The following is an 18,271-nucleotide window of genomic DNA, read 5'->3' as shown; positions in this document are numbered from 1 at the left end:
ATGAACAATCAAAAACTTGCAAAAGAATTGAGTTCGCCTTCTAAAAACTCTCGCTTAGAGAAATTTGGTAAGGTTCTCACCTTCCTTTGCTTATCACTTATTGTGTTTATCGTTGCAATGATTTTGATCTTCGTTGCACAACGTGGTCTATCCACTTTCTTTGTGGATGGCGTGAGCATTACAGACTTCTTATTTGGAACAAAATGGGAACCAAGTTCCAAGATCTTTGGTGCCCTTCCAATGATTTCAGGTTCCTTCATCGTTACCATTCTTTCGGCGGTTATTGCTACACCGATTGCTATTGGTGCAGCTGTCTTTATGACAGAAATTTCACCAAAACATGGAGCAAAGATTCTACAGCCTGTTATTGAATTGCTTGTAGGGATTCCATCTGTTGTTTATGGATTTATCGGCTTGCAAATCGTCGTTCCATTCGTTCGTTCTATCTTTGGTGGAACTGGTTTTGGTATCTTGTCAGGTGTATTCGTACTCTTTGTTATGATTTTGCCGACAGTAACCTTTATGACAGTTGATAGTTTGCGTGCAGTACCACGTCACTATCGTGAAGCGAGTTTGGCTATGGGAGCAACTCGCTGGCAAACAATTTGGCGGGTTATCCTAAACGCTGCCAAACCAGGTATTTTTACAGCAGTTATCTTTGGTATGGCTCGTGCCTTTGGTGAAGCTTTAGCTATTCAAATGGTGGTAGGGAACTCGGCTGTGATCCCGACTTCATTGACAACCCCTGCGGCGACCCTAACATCTGTTTTGACAATGGGTATTGGTAACACTGTCATGGGTACAGTTCAAAACAACGTTCTTTGGTCTCTTGCCTTGGTACTCTTGGTGATGAGTCTGGTATTCAATATGGTTATGAAATTTATTACAAGAGAGGGTAAGAAAAACTATGCACGCTAAAAAAATGGACAAGCTTGCAACAGCGACACTTTACTCGATTGCAGGCATTATCGTTGTCATTTTGACAGCCCTTATTCTCTTTATTCTGGTTCGTGGTTTACCACATATCAGTTGGTCTTTCCTAACAAGCAAATCTTCTTCTTATAAAGCAGGAGGAGGGATTGGGATTCAGCTTTACAACTCATTCTTCCTACTGGTTGTTACTTTGTTGATTTCGATTCCACTTTCTACAGGAGCAGGTATCTACTTGGCAGAATATGCTAAGAAAGGTCCTTTGACAAACTTTATCCGTACCTGTATCGAGATTTTGTCTTCTCTTCCATCTGTCGTAGTTGGTTTGTTTGGTTACTTGATTTTCGTTGTGCAATTTGAATACGGCTTCTCGATTTTATCTGGTGCCCTAGCTTTAACAGTCTTCAACTTGCCGCAAATGACACGGAACGTTGAAGATAGTTTGCGCCACGTTCACCACACGCAACGTGAAGCAGGACTTGCCCTTGGTTTGTCTCGTTGGGAAACAGTTCTTCACGTGGTAATTCCTGAAGCTCTTCCAGGTATCGTTACGGGTATTGTTTTGGCTTCTGGTCGTATCTTCGGTGAAGCAGCAGCTCTTATCTATACTGCAGGTCAATCTGCACCAGCTCTGGATTGGTCAAACTGGAATCCACTCAGTGTTACTAGTCCGATCTCTATTTTCCGTCAGTCTGAAACGCTGGCAGTGCATATCTGGAAAGTAAACAGTGAGGGAACCATTCCTGATGGAACGGAAGTAGCGGCAGGTAGTGCGGCAATCCTCCTCATCTTTATCTTGATATTTAACCTTTCTGCCCGTTACATCGGTAAGAAATTGCATTCAAAAATGACCTCTGCCTAAGAAGTCAATCAGTTAAGGAGATAAAATGGCAGATTATAACTGGAATGAACGCCATATCATTACCTTCCCTGAAGAGAACTTGGCTCTTTCAACCAAAGACTTACATGTCTATTATGGAAAGAATGAAGCAATCAAGGGAATTGATATGCAGTTCGAAAAAAATAAAATTACAGCCCTTATTGGGCCGTCTGGTTGCGGTAAATCGACTTACTTACGTAGTTTGAACCGCATGAATGACACCATTGATATTGCAAAAGTTACAGGTCAAATCCTCTATGAGGGAATCGACATCAACAAACCAGAAATGAATGTTTATGAAATTCGTAAGCACATTGGTATGGTGTTCCAACGTCCCAACCCATTTGCGAAATCAATTTACAACAATATCACCTTCCCACATGAGCGCGCTGGAGTAAAAGACAAGAAAGTCTTGGATGAAATTGTTGAAACATCACTTAAGCAAGCTGCACTTTGGGATCAGGTCAAAGATGATTTGCATAAATCAGCCTTGACCCTATCAGGTGGTCAGCAGCAACGTCTTTGTATCGCTCGTGCTATTTCGGTTAAACCAGAGATTTTGCTCATGGATGAACCTGCTTCAGCCTTGGATCCGATTGCAACGATGCAGTTGGAAGAAACTATGTTCGAGCTCAAGAAAAACTATACCATTATCATTGTGACGCACAATATGCAACAAGCTGCCCGTGCTAGTGATTACACAGCATTCTTCTACCTTGGGGATTTGATTGAGTATGATAAAACGACCAATATCTTCCAGAATGCTAAGTTGAAATCCACCAACGATTACGTTTCAGGTCACTTTGGTTAGAGAGGTAAAAAATGACATCACCTATTTTACAAGTAAAAGATTTGTCTGTTTACTATAACAAAAAGAAGGCCTTAAACAATGTTTCTATGGAGTTTTATCCAAATGAAATCACTGCCTTGATCGGTCCCTCTGGTTCAGGAAAATCGACCCTATTGCGTTCCATTAACCGCATGGGTGATTTGAACCCAGAAGTGACCTTGACAGGTGCCATTGACTACAACGGCAAAAATATTTATAGTCCACGTACGGATACAGTTGATCTCCGTAAGGAAATTGGGATGGTTTTCCAGCAGCCAAACCCATTCCCAATGTCTATCTATGAGAATGTGGTCTATGGTTTGCGGATTAATGGGGTAAAAGATAAGGCTATCTTAGATGAAGCAGTTGAGAAATCCTTGATTGGTGCTTCTATCTGGAACGAAGTGAAAGATCGTTTGCATGATTCTGCCATTGGTTTATCTGGAGGTCAGCAACAGCGTGTCTGTGTAGCTCGTGTTTTGGCCACAAGTCCAAAGATTATCCTCTTGGACGAGCCGACATCAGCTCTTGACCCAATTTCCGCAGGAAAAATCGAAGATACCTTGTATGGCTTGAAGGACAAATATACTATGGTATTGGTAACACGTTCGATGCAACAAGCCTCACGGATTTCAGATCGAACAGGTTTCTTCCTGGATGGTGACTTGATTGAGTACAACAAAACCAAGGAAATGTTCTTGAATCCTGCCCACAAAGAAACTGAAGACTACATCACAGGTAAATTTGGATAAGCCTGTATTCCGCGTCCGACTGGACTGTCAAAAGGAGAAAAGATATGTTAAGAACACAATTTGAAACCGAATTGGACAAATTGCACAATCAATTCTATGCAATGGGCAATGAAGTGGTTGTACAGATAAACAATGCCGTCCGCGCTTTTATCACTCATGACCGTGAATTGGCAAAAGAAGTCATCGAAGCTGACAAGAAAATCAACGAGTTTGAAATCAAGTTGGAGAAGAAATCACTTGAGATTATCGCCCTTCAGCAACCTGTATCAACTGACCTTCGGACAGTTATCACCGTTTTGAAGGCAACCAGCGACATGGAGCGTATGGGCGACCATGCGGTGTCGATTGCAGAGGCGACTATTCGTATGAAGGGCGAAGTGCGCAGCCAGATTGTTGAGGAAGAAATCAATAAAATGGGCCGCGAAGCTCGTAAATTGGTAGAAGCAGCGCTTGATTTGTACTTGAACGATGCTGATGTGGAGCAAGCTTATGAAATTGCTGCTCATGATGAATTGATCAATGCTCACTATGATCGCATTCGTGATTTGGCAACAGAAGAAATCAAGAAGAATCCGGATGCATTGATTGCTGGTCGAGATTATTTCCAAGTGATTTCGTATTTGGAGCGTATCGGAGACTATGCTAAAAATATCTGTGAATGGGTTGTTTACCTTAAAACAGGTCATATTACTGAACTTTAAAAAGAGCCGAAAGGCTCTTTTTTTACCTATAATTTTAGATTGATTTAAGTTAAGGACAGTATAATTTTCCCATAAGCAAAGAAAGGAGATGACAAAATGCAACAACTAAAATCAAATTATATTCGTGCCTTCCTGCTTTTATCAGGATGTAAATTTCTCTTAGTAGCTCTTTTTATCATCACTCATCCAAGCTTAGCCGACTTTTTTGGTCAACTATATTCATAAGAAAAGAGGTATACTCATTCATGTCAATTATTGAAAAAGCCAAGGCTCATCCGAAAACATTGTTAGCTACTGTTGCGATTGCAAGTTTGACAGCTGGCTTTGCCGGTGGAATGGGAGTTGGGAAACTATCAACTGCAACTGCCCAATCAGCCTTGGCTAACCAAGCATTGCAGCAAGGAACTGTTCCACCAACTGGAACAGAGCAAGGGATGATGCCTCCGGATCGTGCTGGAAGAGGTATGACTCCACCAGATGTGACAAGTGGGGCGACAGAATCATCCACAACAACCAACCCTAATTCTTCCGATGAAGTAAATGCTTTAAAAGAAAAAAACCAGGAAATCAAGGCTCGGATTGAAAGCAGTAATCAGTAAGTAAATCTATTTATGAAATGTCAATTCCATGATATAATGAATTGGCACAATAATTCCAATCACAATGTCGAAGCCAACCAACTCAAAGTTGGTTGAACGGATTATACAAAGAGGAAAAGGTATGATAAAGATTTTGCTTGTAGAGGATGATCTTAGTTTATCCAATTCAGTATTTGATTTTTTAGATGATTTTGCAGATGTGATGCAAGTTTTTGATGGTGATGAAGGCTTGTATGAAGCCGAATCAGGTGTTTACGATTTAATTCTCCTTGACTTGATGTTACCAGAAAAAGATGGTTTCCAAGTCTTGAAAGAACTGCGTGAAAAAGGAGTGACGACTCCAGTACTGATTACGACTGCTAAGGAAAGTTTGGATGATAAGGGACATGGTTTTGAATTGGGGGCAGATGATTATCTGACAAAACCATTCTACTTAGAAGAGCTAAAAATGCGGATTCAAGCCTTGCTCAAACGCTCTGGAAAATTTAACGAAAACATTCTGACTTATGGAGATATGACAGTGGATCTTGCGACCAATTCTACGCATGTAGATGGGAAAGAGGTTGAACTTCTAGGGAAGGAGTTTGATTTATTGGTCTATTTCTTGCAAAATCAAAACGTTATCTTACCAAAAACACAAATTTTTGACCGTATTTGGGGATTCGATAGTGACACTACCATCTCAGTTGTCGAAGTATATGTGTCGAAAATTCGTAAAAAATTGAAAGGTTCAGCATTTGGTGAGAATCTACAGACTCTCCGAAGTGTTGGTTACATTTTGAAAAATGTTGACTAAATCAAAAAAACTTTTTTCAACGGATAATTTTTCGTATTTTATCCGTTATTTTGCTGTTTTTACATTGATTTTCGTCTCGATGACCATCATGATTTTCCAAGTCATGCGCGCGACCATGTATCGCTCGTCAGATGAAAATTTTCAACTAATTGCCAGTGACCCTGGCATGATTATGGGATTTGCCATGGCGAGAGGGCTTTCACCGGATGTCGATGTAGTCTTTGAGCAATCCAATCAAGAATCGACTAACTCATCAGAGACAGAGTCATTTGAAACGACTAGTTCTTCTTCAAAGCAGAATTTTATGCCTCCCTATCAGCCACAGACAAAAATTCGTCTCAATACCAATTACCATATCATTCTTTTTGATGGAGAAGGTAATCGTTTGAATGCGGTTGATGATGTCTCAGGTCTTGCTGATGTTTCACTAAATACCAAGGATTTGAATCAAATCGAAGAAATAGAAGTGACTACGGCATTTGAGGATGTGGAGTACTATCGGACGATGACGATTCAATTGGACAGTTCAGCCTATGCGGCCTATTCCGATTTAGGAGTGGAGTATGCGACGATTTTATTCAATACGAGTCAAATCAAGTCTTCGATTGCATCCTATGAAACAACAGTAGTGGTTGTGATGATCAGTTTCTGGTTGATTTCGATATTTGCTAGTTTTTATCTAGCCAATCTAAGCATGCGTCCTATTTTGATTAGCTTTCAAAAGCAGAAGGATTTTGTAGAAAATGCCAGCCATGAATTGCATACACCCTTGGCTGTTTTACAGAATCGCTTGGAAAGCCTTTTCCGTCATCCAGAGGCAACCATTCTAGAGAGTAGTGAAAATATTGCCTCCAGTTTGGAAGAAGTACGAAATATGCGCTTATTGACAACGAATTTGCTCAATCTTGCGCGCAGGGAAGATGGCCTGAAGCCTGATTTATCTGAAGTGGGTCCGGAATTTTTTGAAGATGTTTTTGAAAATTATGGCATTATTGCTGAAGAAAATGGCAAGGAATTGACCGTTACCAATCATGTTCATCAATTGGTGAAAACCGATAAGGTTCTTTTAAAACAACTGATGACCATTTTATTTGACAATGCCATGAAATATTCCGATGAAGATGGGAAGATTGAATTGACAGTCTTTATTAAAGACCGCAATCTACACTTGCTTGTTTCTGATAATGGAATCGGTATTAGTGCAGAAGATAAGAAGAAAATCTTTGATCGTTTTTATCGAGTTGATAAGGCGCGTACACGCCAAAAAGGTGGGTTTGGATTGGGCTTATCTCTCGCCAAACAAATTGTACAGTCTTTAAATGGTGATATTCAAGTAAAAAACAACCAACCAAAAGGAACTGTTTTTGAAGTGAAATTGCCAAGATAAAATCAGCCAGTATAGTATACTGGCTGATTTCTTTTGATTATGTGACGGTAGAGCAGTTGAGCACTCTTTTTGAAAAATAAAAAAAGCCCAAGGGCTCTTTCTATTAAGCAAGTTTTGATGCAAGACGTGCTTTATCGCGACTCGCTTTATTTTTGTGAATCAAACCTTTTGTTTCTGCTTTATCGATAGCTGAACTTGCAGCGCGGTAAAGCTCTTCAGAAGGGTTAGCTTCGAATGCTTTGATTGCAGTACGCATAGCTGATTTTTGAGCTGAGTTTTTCTCGTTTTGTTTAACGTTCAATTCAGCGCGTTTGATAGCTGATTTAATGTTTGCCAATGGTTTCACCTCCACCCTTTTCTGTACTAACTATACCATTATATCTGAAAATATCCTGTTTGACAAGAGAAATTTATTTTTTTAAGAAAATTTCATCGATTTCATGATTTTGCCCCTTATGAAGGATAATGTCTGCACGATTTCGAGTCGGTTCGATGTAACGTACCAAATTGGCTAAGTTGATATTAGTCCAAGTGTCATGAGCAACAGCTAAAATCTGGGTAAAGGATAGGCGGGTAAAGCGATGATAGTAGTTGTTTGGATCGTTCTTCGCTCGAGAGAGTAGTTTTTGGAATCGTTCGATGTACCAATTTTCAATATCCTTGACATCAGCATCAACATAGATAGATAAATCAAAATAATCGCTCACATAAAGGCGCTGGTTTTGTGGATTTTGGAAGACATTGATTCCTTCAACGATTAAGAAATCGGGATTGGAAATCAATTGTCCTTGGTCGCTTACGATATCATAGACCTCATGGGAATAGACAGGAATTTGAACATCGTCTCCATTTTTTATATGATCTAAAAAATCAAGCAGCAGCTCCATATTATAGGATTCTGGAAACCCTTTTCGGTTCAAAATGCCTCGCTCTTCCAAGATGGCGTTAGGATAAAGGAAACCATCTGTTGTAACCATTTCAACTTTGGCATGTTTAAAGGTGCGGGTTAAGAGAATTTGCAAAAGGCGACTTGTAGTTGATTTTCCAACAGCAACGCTTCCTGAAATGCCAATGATGAATGGCTGAGATTTGATTTTTTTCTGCAGGAAGAGACTTTTTGAAAAGGACAGGTCTTCACTTGCCTTCTTATGAATACGGATTAGATTGATAAGCGGAAGATAAACGTCCAAGACTTCTTGGAGGCTAATTTTATCGTTAAAACTTTTAATCGAATTCAATTCTTCCTCTGTTAAAGGCACGGTTGTATTGCGGTGGAGTTGTTGCCAAGTTTTACGGCTGATTTTCTCAAAATTCATAAATTCGTTTTTCATAGCCTTATTGTAGCACGATTTTTCTATCAAGTAAAACGCATGTAACCGGTTTTAGTAAATAGGGGTAAAACTCTTGTAAACGTTTTTAGTAAATGTTATAATAGGAACATGTCTAATATGTATTTCGAAAATAATCCCGATTTAGCACATGATATTCATGAACTCCAGGTCCAATTGCTGGGACACAACTTCAGATTACGAACTGATGCAGGTGTCTTTAGTAAGAAAATGGTTGATTATGGAAGTCAGGTGCTTTTAAGCGCCCTTGAAGTTGATGAAGGAGCACGATTATTAGATGTTGGATGTGGCTATGGTCCATTGGGACTCAGTTTGGCAAAGGCCTACCAACTGGAAGTCACAATGGTGGATATTAATAACCGTGCGATTGAATTGGCAAAATGGAACGCAGAAAAAAATGGAATTCAAGCAACCATCTTCCAATCTGATCTATATCAAGCTGTTCAAGGGCAATTTGATGCTGTTATTTCTAATCCACCGATTCGAGCAGGTAAAACTGTAGTTCACCAGGTTATCACAGGAGCAAAAGAGCACTTGAAATCAGGTGGACGACTGACAATTGTCATCCAGAAAAAGCAGGGAGCACCAAGTGCCAAAGCTAAAATGGAGGAAACGTATGGCAATTGTGAAATTATCAAAAAAGACAAAGGATACTATATCCTCGAAAGTGTGAAAGAATGAGAACAGTTGATTTAATTCAAAAAAAACGTGATGGCTTGGAATTAAGTACGGAAGAAATTCAATGGTTGATCGATGGCTACGTTGATGGAAGTGTTCCAGATTATCAAATGTCAGCATTGGCGATGGCAATTTATTTCCGTGGTATGTCAACTCGAGAGATTTCAGATTTGACAATGGCTATGGTTCATTCAGGTGATGAGATTGACTTATCCGCTATCCCAGGTATCAAAGTCGATAAGCATTCGACAGGTGGTGTGGGAGACAAGGTGACCTTGATTTTAGCTCCACTTGTTGCAAGTTTTGGTGTGCCAGTCGCAAAAATGAGTGGCCGTGGTTTGGGCCATACTGGCGGAACCTTGGATAAATTGGAGTCTATAAAAGGCTACAAAATCGAAGTCAACCAAGAAGATTTTATCAAACAAGTTCAGGAAACAGGTATTGCAGTTATTGGCCAATCTGATAACTTAGTAAAGGCTGATAAACTTCTTTATGCTCTTCGAGATGTGACGGCAACGGTAGATATTATTCCATTGATCGCAAGTTCTGTTATGTCTAAGAAAATCGCTGCTGGAGCAGACGCCATTCTCTTAGATGTGACAGTTGGAGAAGGCGCCTTCATGAAAAATATTGAAGATGCTCGTATTCTCGCACAAACAATGGTGGATCTAGGTAAAGCAGTCGGTCGTAAAACAGTTGCAGTATTGACAGATATGTCTCAACCTGTAGGTCGGGCAATTGGTAACCGTCTCGAAATCTTAGAAGCTCTTGAGATTCTTCAAGGGAAGGGGCGAGAAGATGTTTCTGAGTTTATTTGTGAACTGGCTCAGATTATGCTCAGTCTTGCAAATGTAGAGAAATCACTTGAAGAAGTTCATCAACACCTTGTTAACGGTGCTGCCTTGAAGAAATTTGAGGAAATGGTTGTGGCTCAAGGAGGCGATTTGGACGATCTCTATCGTTCCGTTCAAGTTAGTCACCAAGTAGATGTCCTGGCGGAAGAAGAAGGGTATATCTCAGCTCTTCCGGCCTTGGAATTTGGTTTGTTCGCCATGAAACTGGGTGCAGGACGTGCTGTTAAAACGGATGAACTAGACTATGAAACAGGTATTGTCTTCCATAAAAAAGTTGGCGAAGCCGTAAGTCCTGGACAAGCGATTGCAACAATTTATGCTAATGAAAATATTTCGGAAAATATGCTTACAAATTTCCGAAAAAATGTTAAAATAGAAGCAGAAAGAGTAAATACGAAAGAAATTCTAGAAATTATTTCGTAATGTACGGAGAATCACATGAAATTAAATAAATATATTGACCACACCGTTTTGAAGCCTGAGACGAGTCAAGCACAAGTTGAACAGGTTTTAGCAGAGGCAAAAGAGTACGACTTTGCAAGTGTCTGCATCAATCCAACTTGGGTGGCTTTTGCAGCTAATGGTTTAGAAGATAGCGATGTAAAAGTATGTACTGTTATCGGCTTCCCTCTGGGTGCGAATACCCCAGCTGTGAAGGCATTTGAAACCAAAGAAGCTATTGCAAATGGTGCTGATGAAATCGATATGGTGATCAATATCGGCGCTCTGAAAGATAAGAATTACGACCTTGTTTTAGAAGATATCAAGGCAGTAGTAGAAGCGAGCGGAGACAAACTTGTCAAAGTCATCATTGAAGCTTGTCTATTAACTGATGAAGAAAAGGTAAAAGCTTGTGAATTGTCAAAAGAAGCTGGTGCTGATTTTGTGAAGACTTCAACTGGCTTTTCAACTGGAGGTGCAACTGTTGAAGATGTTGCACTTATGAGAAAAACTGTTGGACCTGATATGGGGGTTAAAGCATCAGGAGGTGCACGTTCATACGCAGATGCTATTGCCTTTATCGAAGCAGGTGCAAACCGTATCGGTGCTTCATCTGGTGTTGCGATCATGAAGGGAGAAAAGGCGGATGGCGACTACTAATTTAATTGACAAACTTGTTGAAAATAGTCAGTTTGCCTATGTCCCTTATTCGCATTTTCCAGTTAGTGCACTTCTTGTGACAAAGTCTGGTGAAATCTATACTGGTGTTAATATAGAAAACGCTAGTTTTGGATTGACCAATTGTGCAGAGCGTACTGCCATCTTCAAAGCCGTTTCAGAAGGTGTTCTTGATTTCACTGAAATTTTGATTTATGGTGAAACAGAGCAGCCGATTTCACCTTGTGGCGCTTGTCGTCAAGTGATGGCAGAATTTTTTAATCCTGATCTCAAAGTGACCTTGGTCGCTAAAGATAAATCGACAGTCGAGACGACAGTCGGGGAATTACTTCCATACTCTTTTACAGATCTTAAATAGATTTGTAAGCAGTCTTACGACTGAGAAACCATTGCACTGCAACTCGTGTTGCGAAAAAGAAATTTTTTTAGGAGGGTTCAGAAATGAACAAGAAACTTGTTGGTTTGGGTGTTGTATCACTCGCTGCGCTTACGCTTGCTGCTTGCGGTAGCCGTACTTCTACTAGCTCATCAAGCGAATCATCTTCAGATTCAGCAGTAAAAGCTGCTATTGTTACTGACGTTGGTGGTGTTGATGACCGTTCATTTAACCAGTCAGCTTGGGAAGGTATGACAGCTTGGGGTGAAGAAAATAGTTTGACTGAAAACACAGACTATACTTACTTCCAATCAGCTAGCGAATCAGATTACGTAACAAACCTTGATTCAGCAGTTTCAGGTGGATACAACTTGATTTTTGGTATTGGTTTCGCTTTGGAAAGTGCGATTGCTGAAGTTGCTCCAAACAACCCAGACACTCACTATGTTATCGTTGACTCAGTTGTTCCTGACCAAGATAACGTTGTTAGCGTAGGATTTGCTGACCATGAAGCTTCTTACCTTGCTGGTGTTGCTGCAGCTAAATCAACTAAGACCAACCACATTGGTTTCATCGGCGGTATGGAAGGTGTGATTATTGACCGTTTTGAAGCTGGTTTCGTAGCCGGTGCAAAATCAGTTAACCCAGACATTAAGGTAACTGTTGACTATGCAGGTTCATTTGCTGACGCAGCTAAAGGTCAAACACTTGCTGCTGCTCAATACGCAGCAGGTGCTGACGTAATCTTCCACGCTTCAGGTGGTACTGGTAACGGTGTATTTGCCGCAGCTAAATCAGAAAACGAAACTCGTAATGAAGCAGACAAAGTTTGGGTTATCGGTGTTGACCGTGACCAATCTGCAGAAGGTGAATACACATCTAAAGATGGCAAATCTTCTAACTTCGTATTAGCTTCAACTTTGAAACAAGTTGGTACATCTGTTAAAGATATCGCAAACAAAGCGCTTGCAGGTGAATTCCCTGGCGGTGAAGTTCTTCAATTCACTCTTGCTGACGGTGGTGTAGAATTGGCTGAAACTAACCTTTCAACTGAAGCATCAGAAGCAGTTGCAGCTGCTAAAAAAGCAATCTTGGATGGTTCTGTAACTGTTCCAGAAGCTCCATAATCTTTTATTAAACGAATTCCGAATCGGCGGCCGAACTCGGTCGCCCTTTTCGGACTGAGAATTTTTCTCAGTAAAGCCTATCACTCTGTGGTAGGTTTTACTGACAAAAATGATAGTCAGAAAGGAACTAGATTATGACTAAGGATTACGTCATTGAAATGCGCGAAATCACAAAAATATTTGGTGAATTCGTGGCAAATGACCACATCAATTTGAATGTCAAACGTGGTGAAATCCATGCCCTTCTTGGTGAGAATGGTGCCGGCAAATCAACATTGATGAATATGCTTGCAGGTTTGTTGGAACCAACAAGTGGCGAAATTGCAATTAATGGACAAGTGGTTTCAATTGATTCCCCATCAAAAGCTGCCCACCTGGGAATTGGGATGGTTCACCAGCACTTTATGCTGGTTGATGCTTTTACAGTTGCAGAAAACATCATTCTTGGTTCGGAAACGACTAAGGGTGGTGTGATTGATATCAAAAAGGCAATCGAAGACATTAAAGAATTGTCTGAGCGTTACGGCTTGGAAGTAGATCCAACTGCAAAAGTTGCGGATATTTCTGTCGGTGCTCAACAGCGTGTCGAAATCCTCAAAACACTTTACCGTGGTGCAGACCTCTTGATTTTCGATGAACCTACGGCAGTATTGACTCCTGCGGAAATTGCAGAGCTTCTTAAGATCATGAAGAAATTGATTGAAGAAGGCAAATCCATCATCTTGATTACCCACAAATTGGATGAAATTCGTGCCGTTGCGGACCGTGTAACTGTCATTCGCCGTGGTAAGTCTATCGAAACAGTTGAGGTTGCTGGTGCTACAAACCAGGATTTGGCTGAATGGATGGTAGGCCGTACCGTTTCTTTTAAAACAGAAAAAGTAGCTTCAAATCCAAAAGAAGTGATTCTGGATATTAAAGACTTGGTGGTAAATGAAAACCGTGGAGTTCCTGCAGTTAAAGGTTTGAATCTTCAAGTGCGAGCAGGTGAAGTTGTCGGTATTGCAGGTATTGACGGAAACGGTCAAAGTGAATTGATCCAAGCTATCACAGGCTTACGTAAAGTTAAATCTGGTGAAATTCTCATCAAAGGAGAAAATATTGTCGGAAAAACACCTCGTAAGATCACAGAGATGCAAGTCAGCCATGTTCCTGAAGACCGCCATCGCGATGGATTAGTCCTTCAAATGTCAGTTGCAGAGAATATTGCTTTGCAAACCTACTACAAAGAACCAAATTCGAAAAATGGTATCTTGAACTATGCGAAAATCAATGAAAAAGCCCGTCAATTGATGGAGGAGTTTGATGTTCGCGGTGCAAGTGAATTGGTTCCTTCTAAAGCTTTGTCAGGTGGTAACCAGCAGAAAGCCATTATCGCTCGTGAAATCGACCGAAACCCTGATTTGCTCATCGTCAGCCAGCCAACACGTGGTTTGGACGTTGGTGCAATTGAATATATCCGTAAACGCTTGATTGGAGAACGTGATAAAGGAAAAGCTGTCCTTGTAGTCAGCTTTGAATTGGACGAAATTCTAGATGTTTCTGATAGAATTGCTGTTATCCATGATGGTTCAATTCATGGCATTGTAGATCCTGCTACAACCAATAAGCAGGAGTTAGGTGTCTTGATGGCAGGCGGAAAATTAGAGAAGGGAGAAGGTCATGCCTAAGAAATTTCAAAATGTTGCCCTACCTTTACTAGCCGTTCTTTCAGGACTCTTGCTTGGGGCCATTATCATGCTTGTGTTTGGTTACGATCCAATTTGGGGTTATGAGGAGTTATTCTATTCTGCATTTGGTTCGGTAAAATCTATCGGTGAAATATTCCGTGCTATGGCACCACTTGTTTTCACGGCCCTTGGTTTTGCAGTCGCTAGCCGAGCAGGATTCTTCAACGTTGGTCTTTCTGGTCAAGCTCTTGTTGGCTGGGTATTTGCTGGATGGTTTGCTCTAGAAAATCCTGACATGTCACGTCCAGTTTTGATTCTTGCAACAGTTGTAATCTCAATGGTTGCTGGAGGTATTGCTGGAGCAATTCCAGGCATTCTTCGTGCTTATCTTGGAACCAGTGAAGTCATTGTGACCATTATGATGAACTATATTCTTCTGTACTCATGTAACTATTTAATTCGTGATGTATTTGCAGAAAATTTAATGAAAAATACTGACTCAAGTGTTAACGTTTCAGTTAATGCTTCCTACCAAACAGAATGGTTGCGTGCTCTTACAGATAACTCACGGATGAACCTTGGTATTTTCTTTGCTATTATCGCGGTTCTTGTGATTTGGTTCCTATTAACTAAAACAACTCTCGGTTTTGAAATTCGTTCGGTTGGTTTGAACCCAACGGCTTCGGATTATGCTGGTATGTCAGCAAAACGTACAATCATCCTATCAATGATTATCTCAGGTGCTCTTGCAGGCTTAGGAGGAGCAGTTCAAGGTTTGGGAACTTTCCAAAATGTCTATATTCAAGGTGGAAGTTTAGACATTGGTTTTGATGGTATGGCAGTTGCATTGCTAGCTTCTAACTCACCACTTGGTATTCCATTTGCAGCTTTCCTATTTGGTGTCCTTTCAATCGGTGCACCAGGTATGGTTCGTGCACAAATTCCTTCAGAGTTAATCAACGTTGTGACAGCTTCCATCATTTTCTTCATTGGTGTCAAATTCATTTTCGAACAATTATTGAAACCAAGAAACAAAGCGAAAGGAGCGAAATAAGATGAATACAACTATACTTGCTTTACTCGTTTCGCAAATGCTCATTTATTCTGCACCATTGATTTTCACAAGTCTGGGTGGTGTCTTCTCTGAAAGAGCCGGTATTGTTAACGTCGGTCTGGAAGGGATCATGGTAATTGGTGCTTTTGCAGGCGTTGTTTTCAACATCGAGTTTGCAGAAGTTTTTGGTAAATCCACTCCACTTTTGGCTATTTTGGTTGGTGGACTTGCTGGTTTGCTGTTTTCTATCATTCATGCAACAGCAACTATTTATTTCCGTGCAGACCACGTTGTTTCTGGTACGGTACTAAACCTTTTGGCGCCAGCTTTAGGTGTATTCCTTGTCAAAGTTATTTATAACAAAGGTCAGACAGACAGCATTCGCGAGTCATTTGGTAAATTCTCTTTCCCTGTCTTGGCAGATATTCCTTTAATTGGAGATATTTTCTTCAAAAATACGAGTTTGATGGGCTACGTGGCTATTGCAACAGCTTTCCTTGCTTGGTTTATCTTGTATAAGACAAAATTTGGATTGCGTTTGCGTTCGGTTGGTGAGCATCCACAAGCAGCTGATACTCTTGGTATCAATGTTTACCTTATGCGTTTTTCTGGCGTTATTATTGCCGGATTCTTAGGTGGTGTAGGTGGTGCTGTTAGTGCACAATCTGTAAACATCAACTTCTCAGCAACGACAATCGTTGGTTCAGGTTTCATTGCCCTGGCAGCGGTAATCTTTGGTAAATGGAACCCAATTGGTGCTATGTTAGCCAGCCTCTTCTTTGGGTTGTCACAAAGTTTGGCAGTTATCGGAAGCCAGTTACCAGGTTTGAAAGATATTCCAACTGTTTATCTTCAAATCGCACCATATCTCATTACAGTAGTTGCTCTCTCAGCTTTCTTTGGAAAAGCAGTAGCACCTAAAGCCGACGGCGTAAACTATATCAAATCGAAGTAAAAAAACAACCCTGTTGGGTTGTTTTTTCACGAGCACGAAAACAGGAAGGCGAGTAAAGGTCCAGTGGACCTTTTTATCATGAGCTTGAGAACCAAGAACGAATAACAACCCTGTTGGGTTGTTTTTTCACGAGCATGAAAACAGGAAGGCGAGTAAAGGTCTGGTGGATTGAAACAGTTCAGTGAACTGTTTCAACCTGAGCCAAAAAATGAAAAAGCGAAGTACAGTTCAGTTAACTGTTTCAACCTGAGCCAAAAAATGAAAAAGCGAAGTACAGTTCAGTTAACTGTTTCAACCTGAGCCAAAAAATGAAAAAGCGAAGTACAGTTCAGTGAACTGTTTCAACCTGAGCAAATAAATGAAAAAGCGAAGTACAGTTCAGTGAACTGTTTCAGCCTGAGCCAAGAAATGTAAAAGCGAGGTATAATTCAGTTAACTGTTTCAGGTTTATATTTGAATGAAGAAGGAGTGGTACGACTAGAGCTTTGATTGATGCATTGCTAGTTTCTTTTTCTGACGGTCGATATTTTTTATGATATACTAGGTTACTGTTTATTTATTCGGAGGACTATTATGGCTAGAAGTTTGGTGTTGAATATTGCAATGAGTTTGGATGGTTTTATTGCGCGGTCAGATGGTCGATATGATTGGATTGAAGGCCAAGGCACATCTGACTACGATACTAGTTTACAATTTGATAATCCTGCATTTTTTAAAGGATGTGATACGGTTATTATGGGACGAAAATCTTTTGAGGATTGTCCCTTGGAGATGATTGAGGGCTACCAGGATAAAGAGTTTATCATTGCCAGTCGTGTTGAACATGCTAATTATGAGAATGTTCGATTTGTGCAGGATATTGTTGTAGAGATTGAGCGACTGCGAGCAGAAGAAGGTGGTGACATTTGGCTTTTCGGAGGAGCAGGGCTTGTACAGACCTGTTTGGAAGCCAAATTGATTGACCATTTCATCATCGGCATTATTCCAACAATCTTAGGAGAAGGGATTTCCCTTTTTGACAAACTAACAGAGGAGCAGAAGTTGACCTTGGTAGAGTCAACAGTTACAGACGGAATTGCTATGTTGCGTTATGACGTGCGAGCATAGAAAAAAGGTGGACCTGAGGTTCACCTTTTCATCTTTAGTTTTTAACGCCAGCAGCAATTTCTGGGTTAGCGAAAGCATCGTCGATGATGTCTTTCAATTGTTTAGCAGATGCTTGCATTTTTTGCAATTCTGATTCGTTCAATGGGATATTTACTGGACGAACGATACCGTGTGCACCGATGATAGCTGGTTGACCGATGAAGACATCTTCAACACCTTCGTATTGACCAGCTTGGTAAACTGACAATGGAAGTACTGCTTTTTCATCGTCAAAGATTGCTTTAGTGATACGGGCAAGGGCTACACCGATACCGTAGTAAGTTGCACCTTTTTTGTTGATGATAGAATAAGCTGCATCACGAACAGATACAAACAAGTCAACAAGACCTTGCTCGTCGATGTCGCGGTTGTCTTGCAACCAGTCGTACAATTTCACACCCGCAACGTTAGCGTGTGACCAAACTGCAAATTCAGAGTCACCGTGCTCACCCATGATGTAGGCGTGAACAGAACGTGCGTCGATGCCAATTTTGTCAGCCAAGGCTTGACGGAAACGAGCTGAGTCAAGTGAAGTACCTGAACCGATAACGCGTTCTTTAGGGAAACCTGAGAATTTCCAAGTTGAGTAAGTCAAAACGTCAACTGGGTTAGCAGCAACGAGGAAGATACCGTTGAAACCTGATTTAACGATTTCTGTAACGATTTGTTGGTTGATACGGAGGTTTTTCTCTACCAACTCAAGACGAGTTTCACCTGGTTTTTGTGGCAAACCTGCTGTCAATACAACCAAGTCTGCATCGTGAGCGTCAGAGTACTCAGCAGAGTAGATTTTTTTAGGTGAAGTGAAGGCTAATGCGTGGCTCAAATCTTCTGCGTCACCTTGTGTACGGTCTTTGTTGATATCGATGATACCCAATTCTTGACCAATACCTTGGTTAACAAGAGCGTAAGCATAAGCAGAACCTACGGCACCGTCACCGACAAGGATTACTTTTTTGTGTTGTTTAGTTGCAGTCATGTTCTAAACATCTCCTTAGTTTTATTGTGGGAGTAAATCCCTAACAGATAACATTCTAGCACTTTTTGTGCCTTTTGTCACTTGTTAATC

The 18,271-nt window shown here is 40.7% G+C and carries 20 protein-coding genes; 17 read left to right on the top strand and 3 right to left on the bottom strand.

What is annotated here, in order from left to right:
* From pstC to PXH68_RS05055, 8 genes are all read left to right on the top strand, one after another.
* On the top strand, positions 1–918 hold the full coding sequence (gene pstC / locus PXH68_RS05090) for a phosphate ABC transporter permease subunit PstC (RefSeq protein WP_172044202.1): 918 nt from the start codon (positions 1–3) through the stop codon (positions 916–918).
* Positions 908–1,792, top strand: a complete 885-nt coding sequence (gene pstA, locus PXH68_RS05085) for a phosphate ABC transporter permease PstA (RefSeq protein ID WP_158455092.1) — start codon at positions 908–910, stop codon at positions 1,790–1,792. Before pstC ends, pstA begins: the two co-directional genes overlap by 11 nt.
* Before the next feature lie 25 nt (positions 1,793–1,817).
* Entirely contained in the window at positions 1,818–2,621 is an 804-nt protein-coding gene (gene pstB, locus PXH68_RS05080) for a phosphate ABC transporter ATP-binding protein PstB (protein WP_158455090.1), read from the top strand.
* 11 nt (positions 2,622–2,632) lie between these two features.
* Positions 2,633–3,391 (top strand): phosphate ABC transporter ATP-binding protein PstB, encoded by a 759-nt coding sequence (gene pstB / locus PXH68_RS05075; protein ID WP_158455087.1) that lies wholly within the window; start codon positions 2,633–2,635, stop codon positions 3,389–3,391.
* A gap of 44 nt (positions 3,392–3,435) precedes the next feature.
* Positions 3,436–4,092 carry a phosphate signaling complex protein PhoU gene (gene phoU / locus PXH68_RS05070; RefSeq protein WP_158455084.1) on the top strand — a complete coding sequence of 219 codons (657 nt, stop codon included), beginning with the start codon at positions 3,436–3,438 and terminating at the stop codon, positions 4,090–4,092.
* Between the two features lie 245 nt (positions 4,093–4,337).
* Positions 4,338–4,691: a hypothetical protein gene (locus PXH68_RS05065; RefSeq protein ID WP_248028146.1), complete on the top strand. Its 354-nt coding sequence runs from the start codon at positions 4,338–4,340 to the stop codon at positions 4,689–4,691.
* 121 nt (positions 4,692–4,812) lie between these two features.
* Positions 4,813–5,487 carry a response regulator transcription factor gene (locus PXH68_RS05060; protein WP_158455078.1) on the top strand — a complete coding sequence of 225 codons (675 nt, stop codon included), beginning with the start codon at positions 4,813–4,815 and terminating at the stop codon, positions 5,485–5,487.
* Positions 5,477–6,874: a sensor histidine kinase gene (locus PXH68_RS05055; RefSeq protein ID WP_248028147.1), complete on the top strand. Its 1,398-nt coding sequence runs from the start codon at positions 5,477–5,479 to the stop codon at positions 6,872–6,874. The genes PXH68_RS05060 and PXH68_RS05055 overlap by 11 nt, the downstream gene beginning before the upstream one ends.
* 103 nt (positions 6,875–6,977) lie before the next feature.
* On the opposite strand, the gene rpsT is transcribed toward PXH68_RS05055, so the two are convergent.
* Both rpsT and coaA read right to left on the bottom strand, forming a co-directional pair.
* The gene (gene rpsT, locus PXH68_RS05050; protein WP_187321597.1) at positions 6,978–7,226 is read right to left on the bottom strand and encodes a 30S ribosomal protein S20; all 249 of its coding nucleotides are present in this window, start codon (positions 7,224–7,226) and stop codon (positions 6,978–6,980) included.
* Between the two features lie 58 nt (positions 7,227–7,284).
* Positions 7,285–8,205: a type I pantothenate kinase gene (coaA, locus tag PXH68_RS05045; RefSeq protein WP_158455069.1), complete on the bottom strand. Its 921-nt coding sequence runs from the start codon at positions 8,203–8,205 to the stop codon at positions 7,285–7,287.
* 108 nt (positions 8,206–8,313) lie between these two features.
* Between coaA and PXH68_RS05040 the strand changes: the two genes are divergently transcribed.
* The 9 genes from PXH68_RS05040 (at position 8,314) to PXH68_RS05000 (ending at position 17,163) form a co-directional block, all read left to right on the top strand.
* Positions 8,314–8,904: a class I SAM-dependent methyltransferase gene (locus tag PXH68_RS05040; RefSeq protein ID WP_248028148.1), complete on the top strand. Its 591-nt coding sequence runs from the start codon at positions 8,314–8,316 to the stop codon at positions 8,902–8,904.
* The gene (locus tag PXH68_RS05035; RefSeq protein ID WP_248028149.1) at positions 8,901–10,178 is read left to right on the top strand and encodes a pyrimidine-nucleoside phosphorylase; all 1,278 of its coding nucleotides are present in this window, start codon (positions 8,901–8,903) and stop codon (positions 10,176–10,178) included. Before PXH68_RS05040 ends, PXH68_RS05035 begins: the two co-directional genes overlap by 4 nt.
* Positions 10,179–10,193: 15 nt before the next feature.
* Entirely contained in the window at positions 10,194–10,856 is a 663-nt protein-coding gene (gene deoC, locus PXH68_RS05030) for a deoxyribose-phosphate aldolase (RefSeq protein WP_248028150.1), read from the top strand.
* The gene (locus PXH68_RS05025) at positions 10,843–11,232 is read left to right on the top strand and encodes a cytidine deaminase (protein ID WP_205030801.1); all 390 of its coding nucleotides are present in this window, start codon (positions 10,843–10,845) and stop codon (positions 11,230–11,232) included. The genes deoC and PXH68_RS05025 overlap by 14 nt, the downstream gene beginning before the upstream one ends.
* An 83-nt stretch (positions 11,233–11,315) precedes the next feature.
* Positions 11,316–12,377 (top strand): BMP family lipoprotein, encoded by a 1,062-nt coding sequence (locus PXH68_RS05020; protein ID WP_205030800.1) that lies wholly within the window; start codon positions 11,316–11,318, stop codon positions 12,375–12,377.
* A 134-nt stretch (positions 12,378–12,511) separates the two neighbouring features.
* The gene (locus PXH68_RS05015) at positions 12,512–14,047 is read left to right on the top strand and encodes an ABC transporter ATP-binding protein (RefSeq protein WP_248028151.1); all 1,536 of its coding nucleotides are present in this window, start codon (positions 12,512–12,514) and stop codon (positions 14,045–14,047) included.
* Complete coding sequence (locus tag PXH68_RS05010) at positions 14,040–15,101, top strand: ABC transporter permease (RefSeq protein ID WP_248028152.1); 1,062 nt, start codon at positions 14,040–14,042, stop codon at positions 15,099–15,101. Before PXH68_RS05015 ends, PXH68_RS05010 begins: the two co-directional genes overlap by 8 nt.
* A 1-nt stretch (position 15,102) precedes the next feature.
* Positions 15,103–16,056, top strand: coding sequence for an ABC transporter permease (locus PXH68_RS05005; protein ID WP_158455046.1), 954 nt, complete (start codon positions 15,103–15,105; stop codon positions 16,054–16,056).
* A 573-nt stretch (positions 16,057–16,629) separates the two neighbouring features.
* A complete protein-coding gene (locus PXH68_RS05000) occupies positions 16,630–17,163 on the top strand; it encodes a dihydrofolate reductase family protein (protein ID WP_248028153.1) in 534 nt (177 codons plus the stop codon).
* A 34-nt stretch (positions 17,164–17,197) separates the two neighbouring features.
* Here the strand turns inward: PXH68_RS05000 and PXH68_RS04995 are convergent, their stop codons facing one another.
* Entirely contained in the window at positions 17,198–18,181 is a 984-nt protein-coding gene (locus tag PXH68_RS04995; RefSeq protein ID WP_158455040.1) for an L-lactate dehydrogenase, read from the bottom strand.
* Positions 18,182–18,271: the final 90 nt, after the last annotated feature.

Source organism: Streptococcus sp. 29896 (assembly GCF_032594915.1).
GTDB lineage: Bacteria > Bacillota > Bacilli > Lactobacillales > Streptococcaceae > Streptococcus > Streptococcus suivaginalis.
The sequence above is the reverse complement of the archived record's forward strand: the minus strand, read 5'-3'. Positions and strand labels throughout refer to the sequence as shown.

What these genes read in the sequence shown, in the direction of transcription:
- pstC (WP_172044202.1), top strand. Translation starts at nt 1, where the DNA reads ATGAACAATCAAAAACTTGCAAAAGAATTGAGTTCGCCTTCTAAAAAC.
- pstA (WP_158455092.1), top strand. Translation starts at nt 908, where the DNA reads ATGCACGCTAAAAAAATGGACAAGCTTGCAACAGCGACACTTTACTCG.
- pstB (WP_158455090.1), top strand. Translation starts at nt 1,818, where the DNA reads ATGGCAGATTATAACTGGAATGAACGCCATATCATTACCTTCCCTGAA.
- pstB (WP_158455087.1), top strand. Translation starts at nt 2,633, where the DNA reads ATGACATCACCTATTTTACAAGTAAAAGATTTGTCTGTTTACTATAAC.
- phoU (WP_158455084.1), top strand. Translation starts at nt 3,436, where the DNA reads ATGTTAAGAACACAATTTGAAACCGAATTGGACAAATTGCACAATCAA.
- PXH68_RS05065 (WP_248028146.1), top strand. Translation starts at nt 4,338, where the DNA reads ATGTCAATTATTGAAAAAGCCAAGGCTCATCCGAAAACATTGTTAGCT.
- PXH68_RS05060 (WP_158455078.1), top strand. Translation starts at nt 4,813, where the DNA reads ATGATAAAGATTTTGCTTGTAGAGGATGATCTTAGTTTATCCAATTCA.
- PXH68_RS05055 (WP_248028147.1), top strand. Translation starts at nt 5,477, where the DNA reads ATGTTGACTAAATCAAAAAAACTTTTTTCAACGGATAATTTTTCGTAT.
- coaA (WP_158455069.1), bottom strand. Translation starts at nt 8,205, where the DNA reads ATGAAAAACGAATTTATGAATTTTGAGAAAATCAGCCGTAAAACTTGG.
- PXH68_RS05040 (WP_248028148.1), top strand. Translation starts at nt 8,314, where the DNA reads ATGTCTAATATGTATTTCGAAAATAATCCCGATTTAGCACATGATATT.
- PXH68_RS05035 (WP_248028149.1), top strand. Translation starts at nt 8,901, where the DNA reads ATGAGAACAGTTGATTTAATTCAAAAAAAACGTGATGGCTTGGAATTA.
- deoC (WP_248028150.1), top strand. Translation starts at nt 10,194, where the DNA reads ATGAAATTAAATAAATATATTGACCACACCGTTTTGAAGCCTGAGACG.
- PXH68_RS05025 (WP_205030801.1), top strand. Translation starts at nt 10,843, where the DNA reads ATGGCGACTACTAATTTAATTGACAAACTTGTTGAAAATAGTCAGTTT.
- PXH68_RS05020 (WP_205030800.1), top strand. Translation starts at nt 11,316, where the DNA reads ATGAACAAGAAACTTGTTGGTTTGGGTGTTGTATCACTCGCTGCGCTT.
- PXH68_RS05015 (WP_248028151.1), top strand. Translation starts at nt 12,512, where the DNA reads ATGACTAAGGATTACGTCATTGAAATGCGCGAAATCACAAAAATATTT.
- PXH68_RS05010 (WP_248028152.1), top strand. Translation starts at nt 14,040, where the DNA reads ATGCCTAAGAAATTTCAAAATGTTGCCCTACCTTTACTAGCCGTTCTT.
- PXH68_RS05005 (WP_158455046.1), top strand. Translation starts at nt 15,103, where the DNA reads ATGAATACAACTATACTTGCTTTACTCGTTTCGCAAATGCTCATTTAT.
- PXH68_RS05000 (WP_248028153.1), top strand. Translation starts at nt 16,630, where the DNA reads ATGGCTAGAAGTTTGGTGTTGAATATTGCAATGAGTTTGGATGGTTTT.
- PXH68_RS04995 (WP_158455040.1), bottom strand. Translation starts at nt 18,181, where the DNA reads ATGACTGCAACTAAACAACACAAAAAAGTAATCCTTGTCGGTGACGGT.